General features: G+C 34.5%; 21 protein-coding genes, 2 pseudogenes and 1 riboswitch. Of the genes and pseudogenes, 15 read left to right on the top strand and 8 right to left on the bottom strand.

Annotated features, from left to right (window positions below):
• Positions 1–22 precede the first annotated feature (22 nt).
• The 4 genes from MHH59_RS16555 to MHH59_RS16540 all read left to right on the top strand — a co-directional run bounded on the left by MHH59_RS16555 (position 23) and on the right by MHH59_RS16540 (position 4,116).
• On the top strand, positions 23–901 hold the full coding sequence (locus tag MHH59_RS16555) for an energy-coupling factor transporter transmembrane component T (RefSeq protein WP_309515066.1): 879 nt from the start codon (positions 23–25) through the stop codon (positions 899–901).
• Positions 874–2,535, top strand: a complete 1,662-nt coding sequence (locus MHH59_RS16550) for an ABC transporter ATP-binding protein (protein WP_002167974.1) — start codon at positions 874–876, stop codon at positions 2,533–2,535. The genes MHH59_RS16555 and MHH59_RS16550 overlap by 28 nt, the downstream gene beginning before the upstream one ends.
• Positions 2,508–3,209: an ECF transporter S component gene (locus MHH59_RS16545; RefSeq protein ID WP_016127299.1), complete on the top strand. Its 702-nt coding sequence runs from the start codon at positions 2,508–2,510 to the stop codon at positions 3,207–3,209. The genes MHH59_RS16550 and MHH59_RS16545 overlap by 28 nt, the downstream gene beginning before the upstream one ends.
• A gap of 184 nt (positions 3,210–3,393) precedes the next feature.
• Positions 3,394–4,116, top strand: coding sequence for a YwiC-like family protein (locus tag MHH59_RS16540; RefSeq protein WP_002167976.1), 723 nt, complete (start codon positions 3,394–3,396; stop codon positions 4,114–4,116).
• Between the two features lie 31 nt (positions 4,117–4,147).
• Here the strand turns inward: MHH59_RS16540 and MHH59_RS16535 are convergent, their stop codons facing one another.
• Positions 4,148–4,339, bottom strand: coding sequence for a hypothetical protein (locus MHH59_RS16535; protein WP_002084448.1), 192 nt, complete (start codon positions 4,337–4,339; stop codon positions 4,148–4,150).
• 121 nt (positions 4,340–4,460) lie between these two features.
• Positions 4,461–4,559, top strand: a riboswitch (SAM riboswitch).
• A 38-nt stretch (positions 4,560–4,597) separates the two neighbouring features.
• Between MHH59_RS16535 and MHH59_RS16530 the strand changes: the two genes are divergently transcribed.
• From MHH59_RS16530 to MHH59_RS16515, 4 genes are all read left to right on the top strand, one after another.
• Positions 4,598–4,918, top strand: coding sequence for a hypothetical protein (locus MHH59_RS16530; RefSeq protein ID WP_002110869.1), 321 nt, complete (start codon positions 4,598–4,600; stop codon positions 4,916–4,918).
• Between the two features lie 205 nt (positions 4,919–5,123).
• A complete protein-coding gene (locus tag MHH59_RS16525; protein WP_003190441.1) occupies positions 5,124–5,561 on the top strand; it encodes an SWIM zinc finger family protein in 438 nt (145 codons plus the stop codon).
• A gap of 22 nt (positions 5,562–5,583) precedes the next feature.
• Positions 5,584–6,159, top strand: coding sequence for an NAD(P)H-dependent oxidoreductase (locus tag MHH59_RS16520; protein WP_016127298.1), 576 nt, complete (start codon positions 5,584–5,586; stop codon positions 6,157–6,159).
• On the top strand, positions 6,156–6,494 hold the full coding sequence (locus MHH59_RS16515; RefSeq protein ID WP_340851831.1) for a group-specific protein: 339 nt from the start codon (positions 6,156–6,158) through the stop codon (positions 6,492–6,494). Before MHH59_RS16520 ends, MHH59_RS16515 begins: the two co-directional genes overlap by 4 nt.
• Here MHH59_RS16515 and MHH59_RS16510 read toward each other — a convergent pair.
• The 3 genes and pseudogenes from MHH59_RS16510 to MHH59_RS16500 form a co-directional block, all read right to left on the bottom strand.
• Positions 6,468–7,526, bottom strand: a pseudogene (locus MHH59_RS16510) (short-chain fatty acid transporter); the annotation flags it as partial. The gene MHH59_RS16515 and the pseudogene MHH59_RS16510 overlap by 27 nt on opposite strands.
• 272 nt (positions 7,527–7,798) lie before the next feature.
• Entirely contained in the window at positions 7,799–8,146 is a 348-nt protein-coding gene (locus MHH59_RS16505; protein ID WP_002033235.1) for a VOC family protein, read from the bottom strand.
• A gap of 44 nt (positions 8,147–8,190) precedes the next feature.
• Positions 8,191–9,120 carry a phosphotransferase gene (locus MHH59_RS16500; RefSeq protein WP_078178955.1) on the bottom strand — a complete coding sequence of 310 codons (930 nt, stop codon included), beginning with the start codon at positions 9,118–9,120 and terminating at the stop codon, positions 8,191–8,193.
• Between the two features lie 743 nt (positions 9,121–9,863).
• Here MHH59_RS16500 and MHH59_RS16495 point away from each other — a divergent pair.
• Together MHH59_RS16495 and MHH59_RS16490 are read left to right on the top strand one after the other, a co-directional pair.
• Positions 9,864–11,504, top strand: coding sequence for a M20/M25/M40 family metallo-hydrolase (locus MHH59_RS16495; protein WP_002128248.1), 1,641 nt, complete (start codon positions 9,864–9,866; stop codon positions 11,502–11,504).
• A gap of 403 nt (positions 11,505–11,907) precedes the next feature.
• Complete coding sequence (locus MHH59_RS16490; protein ID WP_340851828.1) at positions 11,908–12,576, top strand: serine/threonine protein kinase; 669 nt, start codon at positions 11,908–11,910, stop codon at positions 12,574–12,576.
• A gap of 271 nt (positions 12,577–12,847) precedes the next feature.
• Here the strand turns inward: MHH59_RS16490 and MHH59_RS16485 are convergent, their stop codons facing one another.
• The gene (locus tag MHH59_RS16485; RefSeq protein ID WP_002128246.1) at positions 12,848–13,411 is read right to left on the bottom strand and encodes a GNAT family N-acetyltransferase; all 564 of its coding nucleotides are present in this window, start codon (positions 13,409–13,411) and stop codon (positions 12,848–12,850) included.
• Positions 13,412–13,528: 117 nt separating this feature from the next.
• The gene (locus MHH59_RS16480) at positions 13,529–13,678 is read right to left on the bottom strand and encodes a hypothetical protein (protein ID WP_002185389.1); all 150 of its coding nucleotides are present in this window, start codon (positions 13,676–13,678) and stop codon (positions 13,529–13,531) included.
• Positions 13,679–14,069: 391 nt separating this feature from the next.
• On the opposite strand from MHH59_RS16480, the gene MHH59_RS16475 reads away from it, so the two are divergent.
• Positions 14,070–14,282 carry a hypothetical protein gene (locus MHH59_RS16475; protein WP_002128243.1) on the top strand — a complete coding sequence of 71 codons (213 nt, stop codon included), beginning with the start codon at positions 14,070–14,072 and terminating at the stop codon, positions 14,280–14,282.
• A gap of 146 nt (positions 14,283–14,428) precedes the next feature.
• The gene (locus MHH59_RS16470) at positions 14,429–14,704 is read left to right on the top strand and encodes a hypothetical protein (protein ID WP_002084476.1); all 276 of its coding nucleotides are present in this window, start codon (positions 14,429–14,431) and stop codon (positions 14,702–14,704) included.
• A gap of 384 nt (positions 14,705–15,088) precedes the next feature.
• Here the strand turns inward: MHH59_RS16470 and MHH59_RS16465 are convergent, their stop codons facing one another.
• On the bottom strand, positions 15,089–15,571 hold the full coding sequence (locus MHH59_RS16465; protein WP_002167984.1) for a PRK06770 family protein: 483 nt from the start codon (positions 15,569–15,571) through the stop codon (positions 15,089–15,091).
• A gap of 246 nt (positions 15,572–15,817) precedes the next feature.
• On the opposite strand from MHH59_RS16465, the gene MHH59_RS16460 reads away from it, so the two are divergent.
• Both MHH59_RS16460 and MHH59_RS16455 read left to right on the top strand, forming a co-directional pair.
• The gene (locus tag MHH59_RS16460; protein ID WP_002167985.1) at positions 15,818–16,243 is read left to right on the top strand and encodes a hypothetical protein; all 426 of its coding nucleotides are present in this window, start codon (positions 15,818–15,820) and stop codon (positions 16,241–16,243) included.
• 169 nt (positions 16,244–16,412) lie between these two features.
• Positions 16,413–16,871, top strand: a complete 459-nt coding sequence (locus tag MHH59_RS16455; protein WP_002084479.1) for a hypothetical protein — start codon at positions 16,413–16,415, stop codon at positions 16,869–16,871.
• A gap of 472 nt (positions 16,872–17,343) precedes the next feature.
• Here the strand turns inward: MHH59_RS16455 and MHH59_RS16450 are convergent.
• Positions 17,344–17,600 (bottom strand): annotated as a pseudogene (locus MHH59_RS16450) (IS4 family transposase); the annotation flags it as partial.
• A 366-nt stretch (positions 17,601–17,966) separates the two neighbouring features.
• On the opposite strand from MHH59_RS16450, the gene MHH59_RS16440 reads away from it, so the two are divergent.
• Complete coding sequence (locus MHH59_RS16440; protein WP_340851826.1) at positions 17,967–19,136, top strand: serine hydrolase domain-containing protein; 1,170 nt, start codon at positions 17,967–17,969, stop codon at positions 19,134–19,136.
• The last annotated feature ends 44 nt before the right edge of the window (positions 19,137–19,180 follow it).

The following is a 19,180-nucleotide window of genomic DNA, read 5'->3' as shown; positions in this document are numbered from 1 at the left end:
AAAGGATCTTCGGTAAAGGACTATGAAAATAAGCTTTTCTTCTTTACATCCTTTTGTTAATTTTTTCTATTATATTGGGGTGATGATACTATGTATGATGTGTCTTCATCCTCTTTTTTTAATTGGAGCGATTATACTAATTGTAATCTTAAATATAGTACAGGGAAATGGTGAGAAAATCAGAAAGATGTTACCTAGTACTATCGTATTCTTTTTGATGGTTATTTTATTTAACTCTTTATTAACGCATAGAGGAGCGACTACGTTATTTTATTTAGGAGATAGCCGGATTAAGCTTGAGGCCTGTATGTATGGACTTGTTATGGGTTTATTATTAGTTGCGATTATGTTTACGTTTGCTTCTTATAACGATATTATTTCGAGTCATAAATTTTTATATTTATTTTCAAGAATTTCACCGAAAGTAGCATTGTTAACGATGATTACAGTGAGGTTTGTTCCTTTGTTTATTAGGCGGTTAAAGAAAATTACACTCGTCCAAAAAACGAAAGGTGTGCAATTAGATTCAGGTTCACTCATTGAGCGTATAAAAAATGGAATGAAATTACTGCAAGTGTTATTAGTTTGTTCGTTAGAAGATGCACTACAAACAGCAGATTCTATGCAAGCTCGTGGGTTTGGTGTAACGAAACGTACGACATATATTCGATATAGAATGGAAAGACGTGATTTGTATACGCTAAGTTATTTAGTTTTTCTATTAATAACTTCATTTATATTTAGTTATTATGGCGGAGGGAAATTGATTATCTATCCGAAAGTGGAATCAATACTGTTCCAGCGATACGATGGAATTATGTTTATATTATTTATGATGTTTGTTAGTTTACCAATTATGATGGAAGGAAGGGAATGGATATGGTGGCGCATGCAGAAATGAAGAATTTATCATTTATATATATTGATGAAAATGAAGAAGCGTTACAGCATATTTCTCTTTCTGTTCAAAAAGGAGAATTTATAGTACTTGCTGGCGGTTCAGGTTCTGGGAAGACAACTTTATTAAAACATTTTAAAAAGGAGTTACTTCCAATTGGCACGCGTTCTGGACATACATATTATGATGGTGCTTTATTAGAGGAAGTACCAGATTTATTATCTGCCCAAGAAATTGGTATGGTATTTCAAAATCCAGAAAATCAGATCGTAATGGATACCGTTATTCAAGAATTAGCATTCTCTTTAGAAAATATCGGATTACCATCGCATATTATTCAACAAAGAATAGCGGAACTCATTAGCTTTTTAGGATTTCAAGATTTGTTACATCAATCTGTTCATACTTTATCTGGTGGTCAAAAACAACTTGTAAATTTAGCTGCGGTGTTAGTCATGCAGCCGAAACTATTATTACTGGATGAACCGACAGCACAACTAGATCCGATTGCTGCGAAAGAGTTTTTAGGATTATTAAAACGTATTAATGAAGAACTTGGAATTACGATTATTTTAAGTGAACATCGTTTAGATGAAGTTATACCGCTCGCAACACGCGTTGTTTGTATGGATAATGGCAGAATCATTTATGATGGTACTTCTAAAAGTGTGATAGCGAACATGTGGGAAGTAGAAAAATTTCGTCCATTCATTCCGCAAATTCCAAGATTGTTTTTAGAGTGGAATGTGAAAGAGATTCCATTTACAGTGCGAGAAGCACAAATGAAAATGAATGATTTTTCAGCGATATCATATAGGAATGGGCAAGTAGAACAATGTGAAAAGCGAGATGTAATTTTAAGTGCAGAACATATATCTTTTCAATATGAAAAAAATAGTCCACTTATTTTACGAGATTTAACAGTGAACATCGAAAAGGGAAAATGGACAGCTCTAGTTGGGAAAAACGGAACCGGGAAGTCTACACTGTTAACGATTTTAGCAGGATTGCAAAAAGCTAGAAGAGGTAAGGTAAAGTGGAATGGGAAAGTGGTACATAAAATTGATTCGAAAGAACGATTTAAAAGTATAGGGTACGTATCGCAATATCCGTACTATCATTTTACTTTTGATACAGTATGGGAAGAGGTTTATGAGCGTGCGCGTGAATTATATGGTGAAGAGGGAAAAACAATAGCAGAAGAAATGTTGAAAAAGTTCTGGTTAGATTCACTTAAAGAGCGCCATCCACATGATTGTAGCGGCGGAGAGCAACAATTACTCGCATTATGTACAACGTTATTATCAAAGCCAACTTTATTATTACTTGATGAGCCGACAAAGGGACTAGATCCATGGAAAAAGGAAAGAGTAGGAGAGCTATTTAAACAGTTGCAAAAAGAAGGTACAACAATTGTAATGGCAACGCATGATATTGAGTTTGCAGCGAAATACGTTGATCAGTGCATGATGTTATTTGACGGGAAAGTCATTATGAATGATGCACCGAAAGAGTTCTTTAGTGGTAACTTCTTTTATACAACATCTATTAATCGATTCATCCGTAGAGAGTTGCCATTTGCATTAACGTGGGAGGATGTGTACGAAGCGTGTCCAAACGATATGTTGCATTCATAATATTTATTTTTGCTGTTGTAATATGTACACTACTCTTTACGACTTTTATTATGGACGGGTATTACATGGTAAGTAGTTTGTTTTTATTAGCTGTCATTATGTTACCTTTCTATGTTCGTTTTGAAAGGAAGGCGTTTGTTTCACGTGAAATTGTTATCGTTGCTGTGTTAGCGGCGATTGCAGCGGTTAGCCGGGTACCATTTTCTATTTTACCAAGTGTACAACCGACTTCTTTTGTCATTATCGTTTCTGCAATTGTTTTTGGAAGTGAAACTGGCTTTATGATTGGGGCAACGGCTGCCATTGTATCTAATATTTTTTTAGGACAAGGTCCGTGGACTCCGTGGCAAATGTTCTCTTGGGGCATGATCGGTTTTATAGCAGGATTACTCCGAAATACATTTTTGATGAAAAAACTATGGGGACGACTCATATATGGATTTGCCGTTGGATTTCTATTTGGCTGGATTATGAACTTTTGGGGACTTCTTGGCTTTATACAGGAAGCAACGTGGGAAACAGTTATTGCTTACTATGTCGCAAGTTTTTACTTTGATCTGAGTCACGCGATATCGAATGTTATTTTCCTTCTGCTATTTAGTACGTCATGGATTACGATCCTCACAAGATTTAAAAAGAAATACGGTATATTAGATGAGCATAACGTGACATAGAAAAGCATACTCATATAAGGTAGGGTCGCGACTTACATATTCGTTTGCCTCTTTCATGCTTCTTACATATTGTAAGGAGCATTTTTTATTGTCAAAAAATAGATTCAATATATGTCCGTTATTATATGAATTTATTTGTATAATAGTAGGTGAGAACTATTTTCAAGAGGGAGGTGTATAGTTAATGAAGTTAGTTATTCCGAAGCAACATGGAGCATGGGCGATGCTTGTCATACCATTTCTATTAAGTGTATTACTTGGTAAACCTACTTTTTATCATATCCCATTGTTTTTAGCCTGGTTCTTTATCTATCTAGCTACTTATCCATTTCTCATGTACATAAGGCAAAGACGAAAAAAAGAATTTCTACACGCTGCAATTATTTATTTTATCATTGCATTTGTATTTGGGATGATTTCTTTATTATATGAATGGCGAATTCTTTTATTCGCAGTATTAATGATTCCATTGTTTATTGTAAATATGTATTACGCTCGTCAAAAAAATGAACGAGCATTACTAAATGATGTTTGTGCGATTATAGTGTTTTGTATAGGTGGTTTAATCAGTTATTATTTCTCCGTGAAATTCATAGATAAAACAGCATTATTCATTGCGCTTATTTCATTTCTATATTTTTTAGGAAGTACGTTTTATGTAAAAACGATGATTCGTGAAAAAAATAATCCGAAGTATCGTTTTATATCTTGGGGATACCATATTGTATTAACGGTAATTGTATTTGCTATAAATCCATGGTGTTCACTCATATTTGTACCAAGTGTAATTCGGGCCATTATGTTGTATGGCAAAAAGATTTCTATATTAAAAGTAGGGATTTTAGAAATTGTTAATTCTGTATATTTTTTAATAATAACGGTAATAATGATGAAGTATGCCATTTGAAAAAAACTTCCCATCTTTTGATGGGAAGTTTTCATTCTTGTTCTAAAATGTGAACGGTGTAATCGCAACGTTGAAGAGCTTGCTCTACAGCGTAAAGGGATTGTTCAATACGTGCGCGATTAAAATCTTCTTCAACAGTTTGTAATGCATCTTCTAAACAATGTTTCGCTTCTTGTAAGGAATGAAAAGAATCTTGTACGTATCCACGAGCATTCTTTTTCAAAGTAGTAGCCTCCTTTTGTACATCTTTTTGTAGTATGAACAATAAAGAAGAAAATATAATTTTTTATATTTATTTGACAATTATAATAAAATTACGTATAGTTAAATTTAAAGTGAATATTTTCTTATCCAGAGAGGTGGAGGGACTGGCCCGATGAAACCCAGCAACCGCGATGCAGGTGCTAATTCCAGCAGAACATATTTGTTCTGGGAGATAAGACGAAGATATACGTAACTTCTTCTTATCGGAGAGGTTTTTTTGTTGCAAAAAAACCGATTACGAAAACATATAATAAGAAGAAAGGGGTTGCGAAGTACTGTGACACTCGAAAAATACGTAAAACTGCGTAGTACAGTTTATGAATATATGATAGAGCAAGATAAGCCAATATCATTGTTAGATATTCAAGAACATATCGTTTCGCATCATGAAGGAAAATTCACTAAAAAAATGTTACATCAATTTTATTTATCAAGACTATTAGATGAACTCAAACTGGATGGGAAAATTACTTTAGCTGATGATGAATATCGCTATGCTGAAAAAGGGGTATTTTATAAGGCGGGAAAAGGGAGCTGAGCTCTCTTTTTTTTGAAGTATGTAGAGTAAAAGACTGCTAAAGCAGCCTGATACAAGGGAATGGTGTTGAGTGTGTAGTGTCAAAGATTGAATGTGCCTGAAAGAGGCACTTCATATCGGCTGCAAATGAAAAGAGACACCTCCGCCGAATAGGTGTCAGTCGTTTTGTCACGTAGACTCGCTACTTGACAGTTATTAGAATAACATGCAGGATTTTGGAAGTCAAAAGGGAATTAGAGGAAGAGGTGTTGTGATGTATGCATACTTATTAAAAGATATAATGAAATGGATTCCAAAGTACATTATAGATAGAGGATATGAATATTATGAAGAGGGACATGTAGAAGATGTTGAAATACACGACAAGAAAGTATTTGCTTTCGTTACTGGAAATGCAGGGAATTATGAAGTGATTATTGATCTTGAAGATTTTGCAGAAAGTAGCTGCGAGTGTCCTTATGAAAATTATTGTAAACATATGGCGGCAGTTGTGTATGAAATTCAAGGTACTGGTGAGAGTACAGTTAAAGAGCAATTGAAAGGTTTAGAAAAAGAAGAGCTACTAACAGTATTAAATCGTTTGTTACAAAGTTCGAAAAATGTGCAAATTGTAGAGAAGATGTTAAAGAAGGGGAAACTTTAACTAAAGAGGGAGTTGTTTTGTAGTGAACGTACTAATTATATACGCTCATCCTAATCCTTCAAGCTTTAATGGGGCAATTTTAGAGCATGTGCAAAAAGGACTTGAGGAAACAAATCATTCTGTTACGCTACTTGATTTATATAAAGAACAATTTGATCCAGTGCTTGTATTTAATGAAGAGAAGAAAAGACGTGATTTACTAAATGAAGAAGAGACGAAGCGATATAGAGAATTAGTGCAGAAAGCGGATATTCTTCTTTTCATATATCCGATATGGTGGTGGGGCATGCCTGCTATTTTAAAAGGATTTATCGATCGTATTTTTGTAGCTGGATTTGCTTATAAATATGAGGGGTCATTACCGAAAGGCTTATTTAAAGGAAAGAAAGCATGGGTTATTAATACGTTAGACTCACCGTTATGGTACGTGGCCCTATTATATCGATCAGCGGATTGGATTATGATGAAAAGAGGGGTTTTACGTTTTTGTGGTATTCGCGATATAAAACGTTCTGCTTTTCAATCTGTGAAAACGAGTAAAGTAACGAAGCGTGAAAAATGGCTGTTACAAATAGAAGAAGCGGCTCGTACATTATGAATGAAATCGATCGTATTATAAAGTGTTGCAATTATGATGACGAACTTTTGCGTACGTATATTAATTGTTTAGTCCAATTGAAGAAATACAGCGAAACGTTTCAACAAATTCAAATACAATTAAGAAATGATTATTTAATAAGAGGGATTTGTGAAAGAGAAGTTGATGAGGTGATAAAGGGAAGTAAAGAATATGAAACATATTTTCTTCCTAAAGTATTGCAGTGGAATTTCCTTAAGAACAATCCTCATATGATTGAAAAAGTATGTGAAGATTTGTTTACATATGAAGCATTAAATCATGCAGAGGTAGAGCGGGAATGTGGTTTCATTTGAAATACTAATAAAGAAAGTAGAAATAGCTCCTCCAAGCGAAAGACCTTCACTATTTACTCCAATCATCATCCCCATAATTCCAGCATAGAACGGAAACTGAAGTAAAATACCTGAAGCACTCTTAGTTGAGTCAGAGAAAGCGCGAATATATTGAATCGGAGTACGGTGGAAAATAAGACCGGCAATTAATAACATAAAAATAACGATATCAAGTGTAAGGTTAAAGCCTTTCGTACTAAAATAGTTAAAAATATAAATAAGACCTAATAATCCGATGCAAAGTGTAATAATCATACTATTTTCCATTTTTTCAGCGAACGTATTGTTCCCTACTTCTTGAGCGGCAGCTTCTTCATGGAATACGCTAGGATCTACAGTAATTGTATGCTTTTCATCTGGATGCATGGCCCGGTTAATGAGAGGCATCGTAACGAGAAAAATAATAACTGGCACGAGTGCGTATGGTGAGAATAACGTTTCTGTTATTGGAATCGCTTCTTTAATACTTCCAGCTGTCGTTTTAATTAACGTTTCGCCGCCAGTTGCTAACGTAAGAGGGATAGAAGCAGAAAGGCCTGCATGCCAAATGAGAAATCCAGAGTAGGAAGAAGCAATTGCTAACCTATAATCTAATCCTTCTAACTGTCTGGCCACTTCTTTTGCATATAAAACCGATACAACAATACCAAATCCCCAGTTTATGTATGCTCCTAGTAAACTTACGATTGAAATAGCAATAATACCTTGTCCATTTGTTTTCGGTAATTTCGCTGCTCTCGTTAATCCTTTTTTAATAAGAGGAGCGTTTGCTAATGCAGATCCTGTCACGAGTACAAGAGCCATTTGCATAGAAAAAGCGAGAAGTCCCCAAATGCCATTGCCCCAATGCGTAATCATTTCGACCGGTGTTTGGTGCGTGGCAAACATGCCGAAGAAGATAACGAAAACAGTTAATAAACATGATAAAATAAACGGTTCTGGTAAGAAACGCTGCACAAGGGCAACACATCCATTTGTAAATGAACGAAACAAAATAGATCAACCTCCTTATGTATGTTTATTACAATGTTCGAGGTTGTTTGGGGGATAACCTTTAATTTACGGGAAATTCAGACATTCAAGATGATTGTAATTTATTGATAGATTGATATTATTAATAAATGGATAGGCTTATACTAAGTTGGATAGATTAAAAAAGTGCACCTCCGATTGTTAGACTGTGTCTAATAATCGGAGGTGCACTTTTTTATTTACCTTATTGAACTAAAGCATCTGTTAGCTGAATAGCAAATGATTAAAATCCACTATTTCTCCCAAAGCTCAATCAATCGCCCTTCAGGATCTTTAATCCAAATAAACTTTCCAAATTCACTAATCTCTTCTTTCTTTTCAAGAGGTACGCCAATTTGTTCAAGATGCTGAATAGTCTCGTTTAGATTATGTACTTGGAAATTTAACATCACTTGTTGTTCTGTAGGAAAATAACTATCATTCTCGGCAAAGAAAGAAAAGATAGTCTCAGTTCCTAATTCGGGTTTAATCACAGTCCCGTTCCAATTTTCTATTTCAATCTTCAACACTTCACTGTACCATTTTTTTATAACATCAAGATTTTTAGTTCTCCAAAATATTCCTCCGAAACCTTTTATCATTGTATTTAACTCCTATCTATCTTTAAATTTTTAATGACATAAGTTCAACCTTCAATAAAACGCAGTGCACAACGAGAATGGTGATCGGTAAGATCTTTTGCAAATTGTTGATTCGGAAATCCTCTGTGAAGCAATCTCAACCCGCCTGAAGTTAAGGATATATGATGATGGAATCGATAGAATAACATCCTGTTGGGGTCGAGAGTATCATTCTTTAAATATCGATAATAATCCCCAAATCGGAACTGCAAAAAACTGTGCTCATGCTCAATATCAAAGAACTCGGCTCCTTCGATATCAATCAAATAAGGTTCTAGTTTGTCATTAATTAATACATGATCAGGGCCGAGTTCCCCATGTATAAATCCATAACGACTTCTTGGTTCAATTTTTGATTCAAGCTCGTACAATGTATCGAGTAGATTGCTATGACTAGCCCTGATGCTGTCAATATGTTGGTATGCGTAATCTAAATCTCTTTTTGTATTCTTTATTTGCAAGTGATGACATTTTTCCGTGTTGATCCCACTTTGATTCGCTTTCCCATGAGTAAGTCTCTCGTTGGCATGCATGTCTGCCAGCATATCTCCTATCCGCTGAAACACTTTATCTTTAACATATGAATCGGAATGTTGAAAATAAACTTCTGCCTTTTGTCCATTTACATATTCAACGAGAGCATAATCATAAGGATAACGGTTTCTTTCCTTATTCAGATCATATAGAAGGGGGGTTTGAATTCCTTGTTGAATTAAATACTTGTTATTTAATTCAAATAAATCACTACTATAGGAGTGCTCATGTATATCTCGGTTTGCTATTTCTTCTTGAAAATAATTCATAGTAAGATCCCAAACATACAGAACGCAGGAAAATCCATTGCTGCAGTCAATCTTATAGACTACCTTTTGTGCACCGCCATGCATTTTCGTTACACTAGAAACCAAATAATTGGTACCAAAGACTTTTTGCATATACTCCTGTAAATCAGATTGATCAAGGTGACAAGTGATTCTCAATGAATAACACCCCTTTTCTTAGGTTTTACTGTCAATCAAACTATATAAAAAATCTAACCAAAAGTATAGACTGTTTATTTATAATTTGTTATGATGTTAGATTGTGTCTGGAAAAATAGTCATATAAAAACCCGTTGGAGCTTCAATGTTTTTTTGATGAAATCATTCTTACTTCTCAAATACCTCGCCACACAAAAACTTAAAATGTATTACAATGAATCTATACGATTTTTAATCCTTCTTCTTTTCACTAACTTTACCATTATTTTTAATTGAGTATTACTGCCCCGTCAGTTTAAGTAAAAAACCTTCACAATCTCAATGATATATTCAAACTCGAATAATCTAATTTCCTGAAAACGTTCCTCAACAATCTCGCCCTTTAGTGGAGTAACTTTATTGCTACTCAGCAGTTTCTTAATACGTCTTTCAGTTCAGATTTTCTTTTCACTATAAAAACCTCTCTTTAGATAAACAGATCCAAAGGGACAAAACATCGCGTCTTTTAAATAAACACCGTGACTTTATTTAAAAGCGATATTAAACATATTCTTCAAATCCTGGAAGCATATGTTTGCCGCAAATGAAAAGAACCATAAGCTTGCCAAACGGCAAAATTATAATTTTGATAGCTGTCGTCATTTTTTATTCATATATTGGAATTGATTTTCATAATGCGGAAAAATAGGGGGATTTATATGTCAAAGTGGCAATCTAAAGAACAATTGGTTCAATTATTAAGCAATCTTGTTGAAATTCCTAGTATTACAGGTTCAGAAGCTGAAGTTATATTGCCAGACTTTGTTGTAGAACAATTATCTGACTTACAGTATTTCAAACAAAATCCGCATCATTTACAAAAAAATCCAACGGGGGATGGACGATATTTTGTTACAGCTCTAGTAAAGAAAAGTGATAGTACGAAAAATACTGTAATTCTTGTTAGTCACTTTGATGTTGTAGATGTACAAGATTATGGAGTGTGGAAAGAAGATGCATTTAACCCTAAAAAATTAACATCTATGTTTTATTCTCATAAAGATGAGCTACCAGATCATGTACGTGAAGATATTGAACAAGGAGATTGGCTATTTGGTAGAGGAACGATGGACATGAAATGTGGTCTAGCTTTACAAATGGCGATGGTTGAGCAAGCTTGTGAAGGAAGATTTGATGGGAATGTTCTTTTATTGGCTGTTCCAGATGAAGAAGTGAACTCTGTAGGGATGAGAGCTGCTGTTCCAAGATTATTAGACCTAGCAAAAGAACATGACTTAGAGTATAAAACGGTCCTAAATTCAGAGCCTATGTTTTCAAGACATCCTGGTGACCAAAATAAGTATATTTATACTGGTTCTATTGGGAAGGTGTTACCTGGTTTCCTTTGCTATGGAAAAGAGACACATGTAGGCGAACCTTTTGCAGGATTAAATGGGAGCTATATGGCTGCATTATTAACAGCTGAATTAGAGTTGAATACGGACCTTTGCGATATTGTAGATGGTGAAGCAAGTCCTCCACCAACTAACTTGCTTCAAAGAGATTTAAAGGAGGATTATTCTGTACAAATTCCTCATCGTGCAGTCACGTTATTTAACTTGTTTTTACTAGAAAAAACGATGACAGATGTAGTTTCATTGTTACGCCAAAAAGTAACGAAAGTAGCAGAGAAAATTGAAGAATCGTATGAGGAGCGAGCGTATCATTTTTCTAAGTATAATCCGTTCATACCGCCTAATCTTAAAGTAAATGTATTAACGTATGAAGAGCTTATCGCTTATGCAATTGAACAACATGGAAGAGAAAAAATAGATGAAATTCAATCCGATATTATAAAAAATAGAGAAGATAAAGATGATCGTGCAGTAACTATTGATTTAGTAGACAAATTAGCTATCTTATGTAAAGAAAAGGCTCCAATGATTGTACTTTTCTTTGCGCCGCCATACTATCCAGCTGTGAGTTCACGCAACAATCCTTTAATTAGAGAGGTAGTTGTAGAAATGGAAAAGTATGCCCACTATAATCATAGCATTACATTTGAAAATCAAAATTATTTTGGGGGAATTTCAGATTTAAGCTATGTTGGCTTACAAAACCCATTGGATTCAATGAGTTCTCTTGTCGACAATATGCCATTATGGGATAAAGGTTATTCGATTCCACTTCAGGAATTAGAAGAGTTTGACGTTCCAGTATTAAATATGGGACCAGTAGGAAAAGATGCACATCAATGGACGGAGCGTCTGGACGTAAATTACGCATTTGAAACGTTATTAGATATGTTACCTATATGTATTGAAAAACTACTTGTTTCTAATAAAGTTACACAGTCATAGTATTTGCATAAGAGCGAGAAAAGGACCGTAGTGATACGGTCTTTTTTTCGTAATGAATAGTTTGAAACCTTAGATTTATGAAATTGTGATGTAAGAATTCTCCTTAAAATAGATTCGCAATAAACTATTTAGAGAGAGTAGATATGGCTTGTACACTTTTTGTAACGGTATTTGCTGAGTTTTTGTATAATATAATTATGTGAAGTTAACATAACTTATTGTATCAATAATATATATTTGCGTAGAATATCCATTTTAAGATTTTGAAGTACCCCCCTAAATGAAAAATTTATTTCGCTAAAGTTAGTTACTTAGTGAAGTCTGCTCATTTTTTTCGTATTAGGGAAGAATGTACTTTTTAACTTGATGGGTATGGGGTAGTACCCCTTGTAGCAAAACCGGAGTGGAAATGATGAGTATAAATAGTTTTGTGAGATTGATAAAGGACGAATTATTAAAAGAGGTAAGCATAAGAAGTGAGGATGAATTCGAGCCTATAGTAGTTAAAGGTATTCCTAGACTTTGGAAGTGTTTAGGGACAGGTAATTATGCCGCAGTATTTATGCACAAAGAATACAAAGATTGGGTAGTGAAAGTTTACGCGCGAGAAGGAGAAGGAATTGAAAAAGAGTCAGAAGTATACCGAAGAATCGGAAATCATCCTTCTTATTCGAATCTTATATATAAAGGAGAAAATTTCATAGTATTGAAACGTTTAAAAGAAATTACCTTATACGATGCTATTCATAAGGGGATTAAAATTCCTAAGCAGGTAATCCTTGATATCAATGAAGCTATAGAGTATGCAAGGGAGCAAGGATTAACTCCTTGTGATGTTCACGGAAAAAATGTGATGATGGAAAATGGAAGGGGATATGTAGTCGATGTATCTGATTTCTTAAAAACAAAAGAAGATAGTAAGTGGAGAGACTTAGAAAAGGCATATTTTACATTTTACTTGCCTTTCATTTATAAATTGCCTTTCCCTGTTAAAATACCGTATTTCATGTTAAACATTGTTCGACGTTCATATAGAAAATATAAGAAGCTTAAAAAGAAATTCAAATTGTAAAAGGACCACATACTTATCTTTAGGTTAGATAAGTGAACCACTAGTAAACAAAAGGACCGTACATTTTAGATATGTCTAATATGTACGGTCCTAATTTTATAACTTCATGAAGTAATTTATTTATAAAATGATTGTAACAATAGAATATACCTATTTCAGTACATTTCATTTTAAACATATTGATGTACTATAGTTCTAAACAAATCACAATAATTGATTAGAAGGGGAATAAACTATGTACACAGACGCAATTGAATATTAAAATTTCAATCTAATTTACCTTTGCATAGATGCAGGTATCAGTTAGTTTTTTACCGTCAGCTGAAAGATCTTCATTACGTAATATCCCTTCAAGCTCAAAACCTAGTTTTTCAGGGATCGTACGACTTTTAGTGTTAGTAGATTCACAGCGTATTTCAATCCTTCTAAATTTGAGTAACTGAAATCCAAGGTTTGTTAACTCACTTACTACCTCTGTCATATATCCATTGCCACTAAATTGCGTATTAATCCAGTATCCAATTTCACATTTAGAAATTTTCCAATTAATTCCGTGAAGGCTAGCAGTTCCAATAAAATCATTAGTATCCTTATGATAGATAAGATAGCGAAAGCTTTCTCTTTTCAAAAAATCTATATGGGCATTTCTCAGGAGAATTTCCGTTTCTTCAACAGTAGGAATTGACTGAAATAAAAGCAACCATTGTTTTAACTCATTAATTGAATCCTTAATAGCTTGGTGTACGACATTCCCGTCACCAGCTTGAAGTGGTGCTCGAAGAATTAGTCTGTCTGTTTCTATTTGTAACGGAACATCTAATAAAATAGAATTCATATCATTTCTCCTCTCGAAAACTTTAAATTATGACAGAATGAAACGTATATAATAAAAAAACTTTCACCCAAAAGAAATAATTCTTGAGGACGAGAGTTGCAATTTCATGGCACGTTATTATGATAAATAAATTAAAAAACACCCTATCTCACTAACAGGAGATCCCGTCACAGCATTACTATAAGTTATTACAGAACCGTGCGAAGCTCTTAGTCTTTCTTCATTAAGAACTTGATATGTAGCAATACAGTAAAGTTTATCTCCCATAAAGGGACCTCCCAAAAATTAGTAAACAATAAATATATATTCAATTAATCACTTAGAAATCCCTTTTCACATATTGAAAACCAAACTGCCAGTTGGTACAAAAAATGGCTACCGAAGCAGCCTTAGGTTGTTTAACTCATGCATGCGTTAGTTGAATAAGGAATTATTATTTTTTTATCTATTGGCTTACAATTTTTATCTTTTGCATTTCTTAGCTTGATGGTGATGGGGGGGTACCCCTACTAGAAAAATTGTCTCCGCGTGAACGTGAAGAACTTGAAAAATTTAAAGAAAGCACAAGATGCTTTTGATAAACATGAAATCGGGAAAGCTATGAATAATGTTCAAAAGGCAAAAAGTGATGAAAATAAAGAATTAACAAAGCAATGCATTGCAAGGTGAGATTCAACAAGAATTTTTAGCTACATTTAATAAGCTGAACATGAATGATATTACTGGCGATGTAAAAGAAGCCCGTAAATCTTTAGATGATCTTATGGATTGGATACAACAATCTGACTTATTAAAATCTCAAAAGGATTTTGTTGATACGTTACCTGAAAAAGAAGCGAGTATCTCTAAACTAGAGGAAAGTAAAAAATAAAGAAAAGAGGTTACCTAAAAGTAACTATCCAGCGACTTTTGGGACAACCTCTTCTTTTCGTTGTGGATTTTCAAGAAAATTTAGAATAAAATAAAAATATAACCATCTACCTATTATTTACTAATGAAAAGAAAAGGGGTAGCGAAATGCAACTGAAGTATGGGAAGCACATTAATATATTATCTATTGTTCTAACTTTGTTCTCTTTTTCCGTAATTGTAAGTTTCTCTACCTGGTTGAGTGGATATTCAATTCCCAACCTTTCTACAATGCTTAAGGTAACAATGTGGAGTGCATTTATTCTTGGAATTATAGGGTTTAGACAAGAGAAAAGCGCACTAGCGATTATAATTATGGGAATATGTGCCTTTGCTCTAGTCGTTCTATATACTTATGCGGTTATAAGTTTTCTTGAGCATTAAACACAAAAAAAGAAACGAACATTTTTGTTCGTTTCTTTTTTTGGGGGATGATTATTATAAAATAGCCTCTTCTAATGATTGAGTGCTGAATCCAAGAATTGATTTTTGAGTGTTATTCTCATGATCTTTTACAATGATATATGGAACGCCCTGTACGTTAAAGAATTCAAACTCTTCTTTTCCTTCTGGGGTATTAGAGGGGTACCACCCACATTTTTTACTGAAAAAGAAATTGTATTTATAAAGCGAAAAAAACGCTATTCTTTTTGTAACAATATACAGAAACGCCATCCTTTCCTATGATTCTACAGAAAGAATAGCGTATTTTTTCATTTTAGGGGGCATTTCTTTTTATTAGTTTGATAGCGAGGTGACGATACCCCTTTATTGTTTTTCAGACTTCGCTTGTTCTAAAATGTATGCTTCTTCTTGTTCCGGTGTCGCTAATTCGTATGCTTTACCAGTGCTGCTATTGTCCCATTCCCATAATAAATTATGCTCCTCAACCGATTGAGAGAAATCGCCTTCATACCAACGAACCAAAATCTTAAGGTACTGTTCTTTATGTTGTAAGGTTCCACTATTACTTTCATCAATCGCTTGACGTACTTTTTCGATGTTTTCTGGAGTCATTTTGATAAATCCTTGCTTTTCGTGGGATAATACTTTTTGATGAGTCATTTTGTGCATTGCATTGATTATATGACGATCAGAGTTGAGGTCAAGTATTACCTTTTCCCCTTTAATTCTCTCAGTCTGCTTTTCCTTAACGTCTGAACCTGCATACGTACCGACTTTGTAGCCAGTAAAAATACCAACTGCTATAGCAATAACTAAGGTTGATGTGATTTTAATCCACTTTTTCAAACCTCTTACCCCCCTTTTATTGAAGTGTACCATAAAAGAAGAACTGTATGCCCATATCTATCTGTGAGGTCTACATAACGTATCATTATCAATAGTCAACGATGTATAAAATTTTCGTTATGGGGGTAGTTAAAAATATTAGCTTGATAGCGATGTGGCGGTACCCCTTAATGGGCATCTTTTTCATATTCAGCAATAAATTTCATAGTATACTAATATTTAGGTATTTATATTGGGAGGATTAAAATGATGAAGAAATCAGTATTAGCAGTTGGTTTATCGGTTGCAATGTTAGCGGCTTGCGGCGAAAAAGAAGTGGTTCAAAAAGAGAAGCCAAAAGCACAACAAACAACTGCGAAAACAGAACAACCAAAAGATGAGCAAACACGAATGATGAAAAGTTTTGAACGTAGAACCAAAGAAATTAAAGAATATTTCGGCGGTACTGTTACAGCGGGTGAATTAAAAAAAGAAAATAACTTGTATGTCTTATATGTTTTCGTTGACAAAACAGCATTGTCAAATGCAGACGAAGGCCTACGGGAAAATTTTGGCTACAGAACGAGAACAAAGTTAAAAGATGCCGTTGCGCAGAGTGGCTTGCAAGAATACGGCAAAACAACCATAAGATACTTCACATCAGACAATAAAACAGAAATTGAATTTGAATAAGTATTCCTGCGGGAGTGCTTTTTTATTTTATTTGCAGGAAATTATCACCATTTGTCGAATTATATAAGCTGAAGGGTGATAAAAATGAGACATAGAAATCTTTTTATGCTGGCAATGAATACGTAAAAACAAAAACATTCACTTATAACGGTTAATAGGAGGAATTATCATGAAAAAATTAGCTACAATTGCATTAACAGTAGCTTTAGCTTTAGGCGGTTTGACGGTTATGAACATTAACACACCTGAAGCACAAGCAAGTGAAGATTGTCATTACATCTGTGGTCCTAGCGAAACGGTGAATGGTGTTACAGTTCAAGTTCACGCTACGGAATACACTTTTGGTGGAAACGTAATTGCAAGAATTACAAATAACCGAGCTGAGGACATTCATTATAATGTCAGCATCGAAAAGAAATATGGAGACAACTGGGGAGAATATGATACTTTCTTCCATTGGCAAAATCAATGGGTTCCAGCTGGAGCAAATGATGAAATTTCAACTTTCACAGGATATGGAGAAAACATTTACGACAATGGAACATACCGTTATAAAGTTGAAATTGTAAGTGCTGACGGTTCTGTAGATACAATTTACACAGCAGCAATGACGGTAACAGGGCGATAGCTCATGACTGAGCTTCATTATTTATGATTGTATTATCAATAATATCATTGATAATTGCGTTGATATTATTATTAAAATAAGCTCTTCGGAGCTTATTTTTTTATATAAAAATTGAATATTAATATTCTATTATTGAGTTTTATCCTCTGTTCATAAACATAAGATTTTCTGGACAGATGTCTCTTAACGGACAGAAAACGCTTAAAATATGTCCGGATTGTGTCTAAACGTACAATTTTCCCGAAATGGTATGGTGAGACCACATCCATCAACTTAAGAAAAGTAAACACCCCAAAAACAAAAAAATGAGCTGACTTCTCAAAAAAACTAACTGTAGAGAAAGAAAATTTTCATTTAGGGGGTACTTCAAAACCTTAGCTTGATGGGCTTTTTTCTTTTTTCTAAAGATCCAGTGTAAGTTCTTTAAATATTTTCATACCAGATAAACCCTATTGGGTTTTAATTTTTTGGATTACGCTACATGCTTGTGAGGCATAGAAAGGTTATATACGACGCCTAAGATATCAAAGACGGTTTCTTCTCATACCTATGGGATTTTCGTCCGTTTTTCTGTAAGAGATCAAACAGACGAAACAATATCTTTGTTAATTCTTTGGTGTCTTTTTGTAGAGATTCATAAATAAGTAGAAAATAATCTTTTATGATATAAATCGTTTTATATTCGCTTAATTCTCGTTTTCTCTTGATGAGAATTAATTGGCAGATTTGAGACACAGAAGCTATTTTGAACGTAAGGGATTTGTAAGGAATAGGTAAGGAAAAAGAGATTTTCATTGTGTATGATGAAAATATAAAGAAGCATGAAAGGAGGAACAGATATAACTTATATATGAAAAACAAACCAGTTAATAAGAGCGTTTCATGGAAAAGAAATAAATTCTGAGGTTAACATACATGCAAAAAGAGGGATTTACCGTTTATTAGGACAGAATGGAGCTTGTAAAAATAATCATTATGAAGATGATTACGAATTCAATGTTGACTTTTTGTCATCGGTAGAGATGATAGCTGTGTGGTGAGTATGAAATATCAAGCAACCACCTATACAATATGAATAGAGGAGAGGAATGCCTTATGAAAACACGTAGTCAAATTACATTTGCAAGTCTGGCTCTTTTAATAGCTGGAAGTTCCCTGTTATATACAACGCCAGCCTCAATTGTAAAAGCAGAGCCCACTCAAAATGTATCTAGTTCGTTACAAACAAGCACTCAACGAGATCGTACTTCCGTCAAGCAAGCAATGCGGGATACATTGCAACTTGGATACCCGGGGATACTTGCTAAAACTTCTGAGGGTGGAAAAACTTGGGGTTATGCCGCTGGGGTAGCGGATCTGAGCAGCAAGCAACCAATGAAAACAGATTTTCGCTTTCGCATTGGCAGTGTGACGAAGACGTTCATCGCAACGGTTTTACTTGAATTAGCTGGAGAGAACCGCCTGAATCTAGACGACTCCATCGAAAAATGGTTGCCTGGTGTCATTCAAGGAAATGGATATGATGCTAAACAGATTACTATCCGTCAGATGTTGAATCATACAAGTGGTATCGCTGAATACTCAAGGTCAAAAGAAGCTGATTTTACGCATACAAAAAGATTGTATACCGCTGAAGAGCTAGTGAAGATTGGACTTTCGATGCCCCCAGACTTTGCCCCAGGAAAGGGCTGGTCTTATTCAAACACAGGATACGTATTACTGGGTATCCTTATTGAAAAAGTAACCGGAAACAGTTATGCGGAAGAGATTGAAAATCGGATTATTGAACCGCTTGAATTGTCGAATACATTTCTACCTGGCAATTCAAGCGTTATTCCAGGCACTAAGCATGCCCGTGGATATGTCCAACCAGACGGAGCAAGTGAGCTAAAAGACGTTACTTATTTTAATCCAAGTATAGGTAGCTCGGCTGGAGATATGATTTCTACTGCTGACGACTTAAACAAATTCTTTTCTTACTTGCTCGGTGGAAAATTAATGAAAGAACAGCAACTAAAACAAATGCTTACTACAGTTCCTACAGGAAGAGCTGAAATCGGGAGATACGGTCTTGGAATCTATGAAACTAAGCTTCCAAACGGTGTCCCGATATGGGGACACACAGGTGGTATTCCAGGATTTAGTACTTTTGCTGGAGGTATACTTGGAGGTAAGCATACGTTGGCCGTCAGTTTGAACAGTATGGGTAGAGCTAACAGTCCTGATCCTTTTAAAAATATTTTACTTGCTGAATTTGGTAAGTAGGTAAAAAAGGAAAAACGGATAAATTTTGAGGTTTTTGGAACTTT

It is taken from the genome of Bacillus sp. FSL E2-0195, assembly GCF_038003645.1.
GTDB classification, from domain to species: domain Bacteria; phylum Bacillota; class Bacilli; order Bacillales; family Bacillaceae_G; genus Bacillus_A; species Bacillus_A mycoides.
The sequence above is the reverse complement of the archived record's forward strand: the minus strand, read 5'-3'. Positions and strand labels throughout refer to the sequence as shown.

Excerpts from the sequence above, each read along its gene's own strand:
- MHH59_RS16550 (WP_002167974.1), top strand. The coding sequence starts at position 874 with ATGGATATGGTGGCGCATGCAGAAATGAAGAATTTATCATTTATATAT.
- MHH59_RS16555 (WP_309515066.1), top strand. The coding sequence starts at position 23 with ATGAAAATAAGCTTTTCTTCTTTACATCCTTTTGTTAATTTTTTCTAT.
- MHH59_RS16470 (WP_002084476.1), top strand. The coding sequence starts at position 14,429 with ATGCAACTGAAGTATGGGAAGCACATTAATATATTATCTATTGTTCTA.
- MHH59_RS16540 (WP_002167976.1), top strand. The coding sequence starts at position 3,394 with ATGAAGTTAGTTATTCCGAAGCAACATGGAGCATGGGCGATGCTTGTC.
- MHH59_RS16515 (WP_340851831.1), top strand. The coding sequence starts at position 6,156 with ATGAATGAAATCGATCGTATTATAAAGTGTTGCAATTATGATGACGAA.
- MHH59_RS16440 (WP_340851826.1), top strand. The coding sequence starts at position 17,967 with ATGAAAACACGTAGTCAAATTACATTTGCAAGTCTGGCTCTTTTAATA.
- MHH59_RS16525 (WP_003190441.1), top strand. The coding sequence starts at position 5,124 with ATGCAGGATTTTGGAAGTCAAAAGGGAATTAGAGGAAGAGGTGTTGTG.
- MHH59_RS16500 (WP_078178955.1), bottom strand. The coding sequence starts at position 9,120 with ATGCAAAAAGTCTTTGGTACCAATTATTTGGTTTCTAGTGTAACGAAA.
- MHH59_RS16455 (WP_002084479.1), top strand. The coding sequence starts at position 16,413 with ATGAAAAAATTAGCTACAATTGCATTAACAGTAGCTTTAGCTTTAGGC.
- MHH59_RS16485 (WP_002128246.1), bottom strand. The coding sequence starts at position 13,411 with ATGAATTCTATTTTATTAGATGTTCCGTTACAAATAGAAACAGACAGA.
- MHH59_RS16495 (WP_002128248.1), top strand. The coding sequence starts at position 9,864 with ATGTCAAAGTGGCAATCTAAAGAACAATTGGTTCAATTATTAAGCAAT.
- MHH59_RS16460 (WP_002167985.1), top strand. The coding sequence starts at position 15,818 with ATGATGAAGAAATCAGTATTAGCAGTTGGTTTATCGGTTGCAATGTTA.
- MHH59_RS16505 (WP_002033235.1), bottom strand. The coding sequence starts at position 8,146 with ATGATAAAAGGTTTCGGAGGAATATTTTGGAGAACTAAAAATCTTGAT.
- MHH59_RS16480 (WP_002185389.1), bottom strand. The coding sequence starts at position 13,678 with ATGGGAGATAAACTTTACTGTATTGCTACATATCAAGTTCTTAATGAA.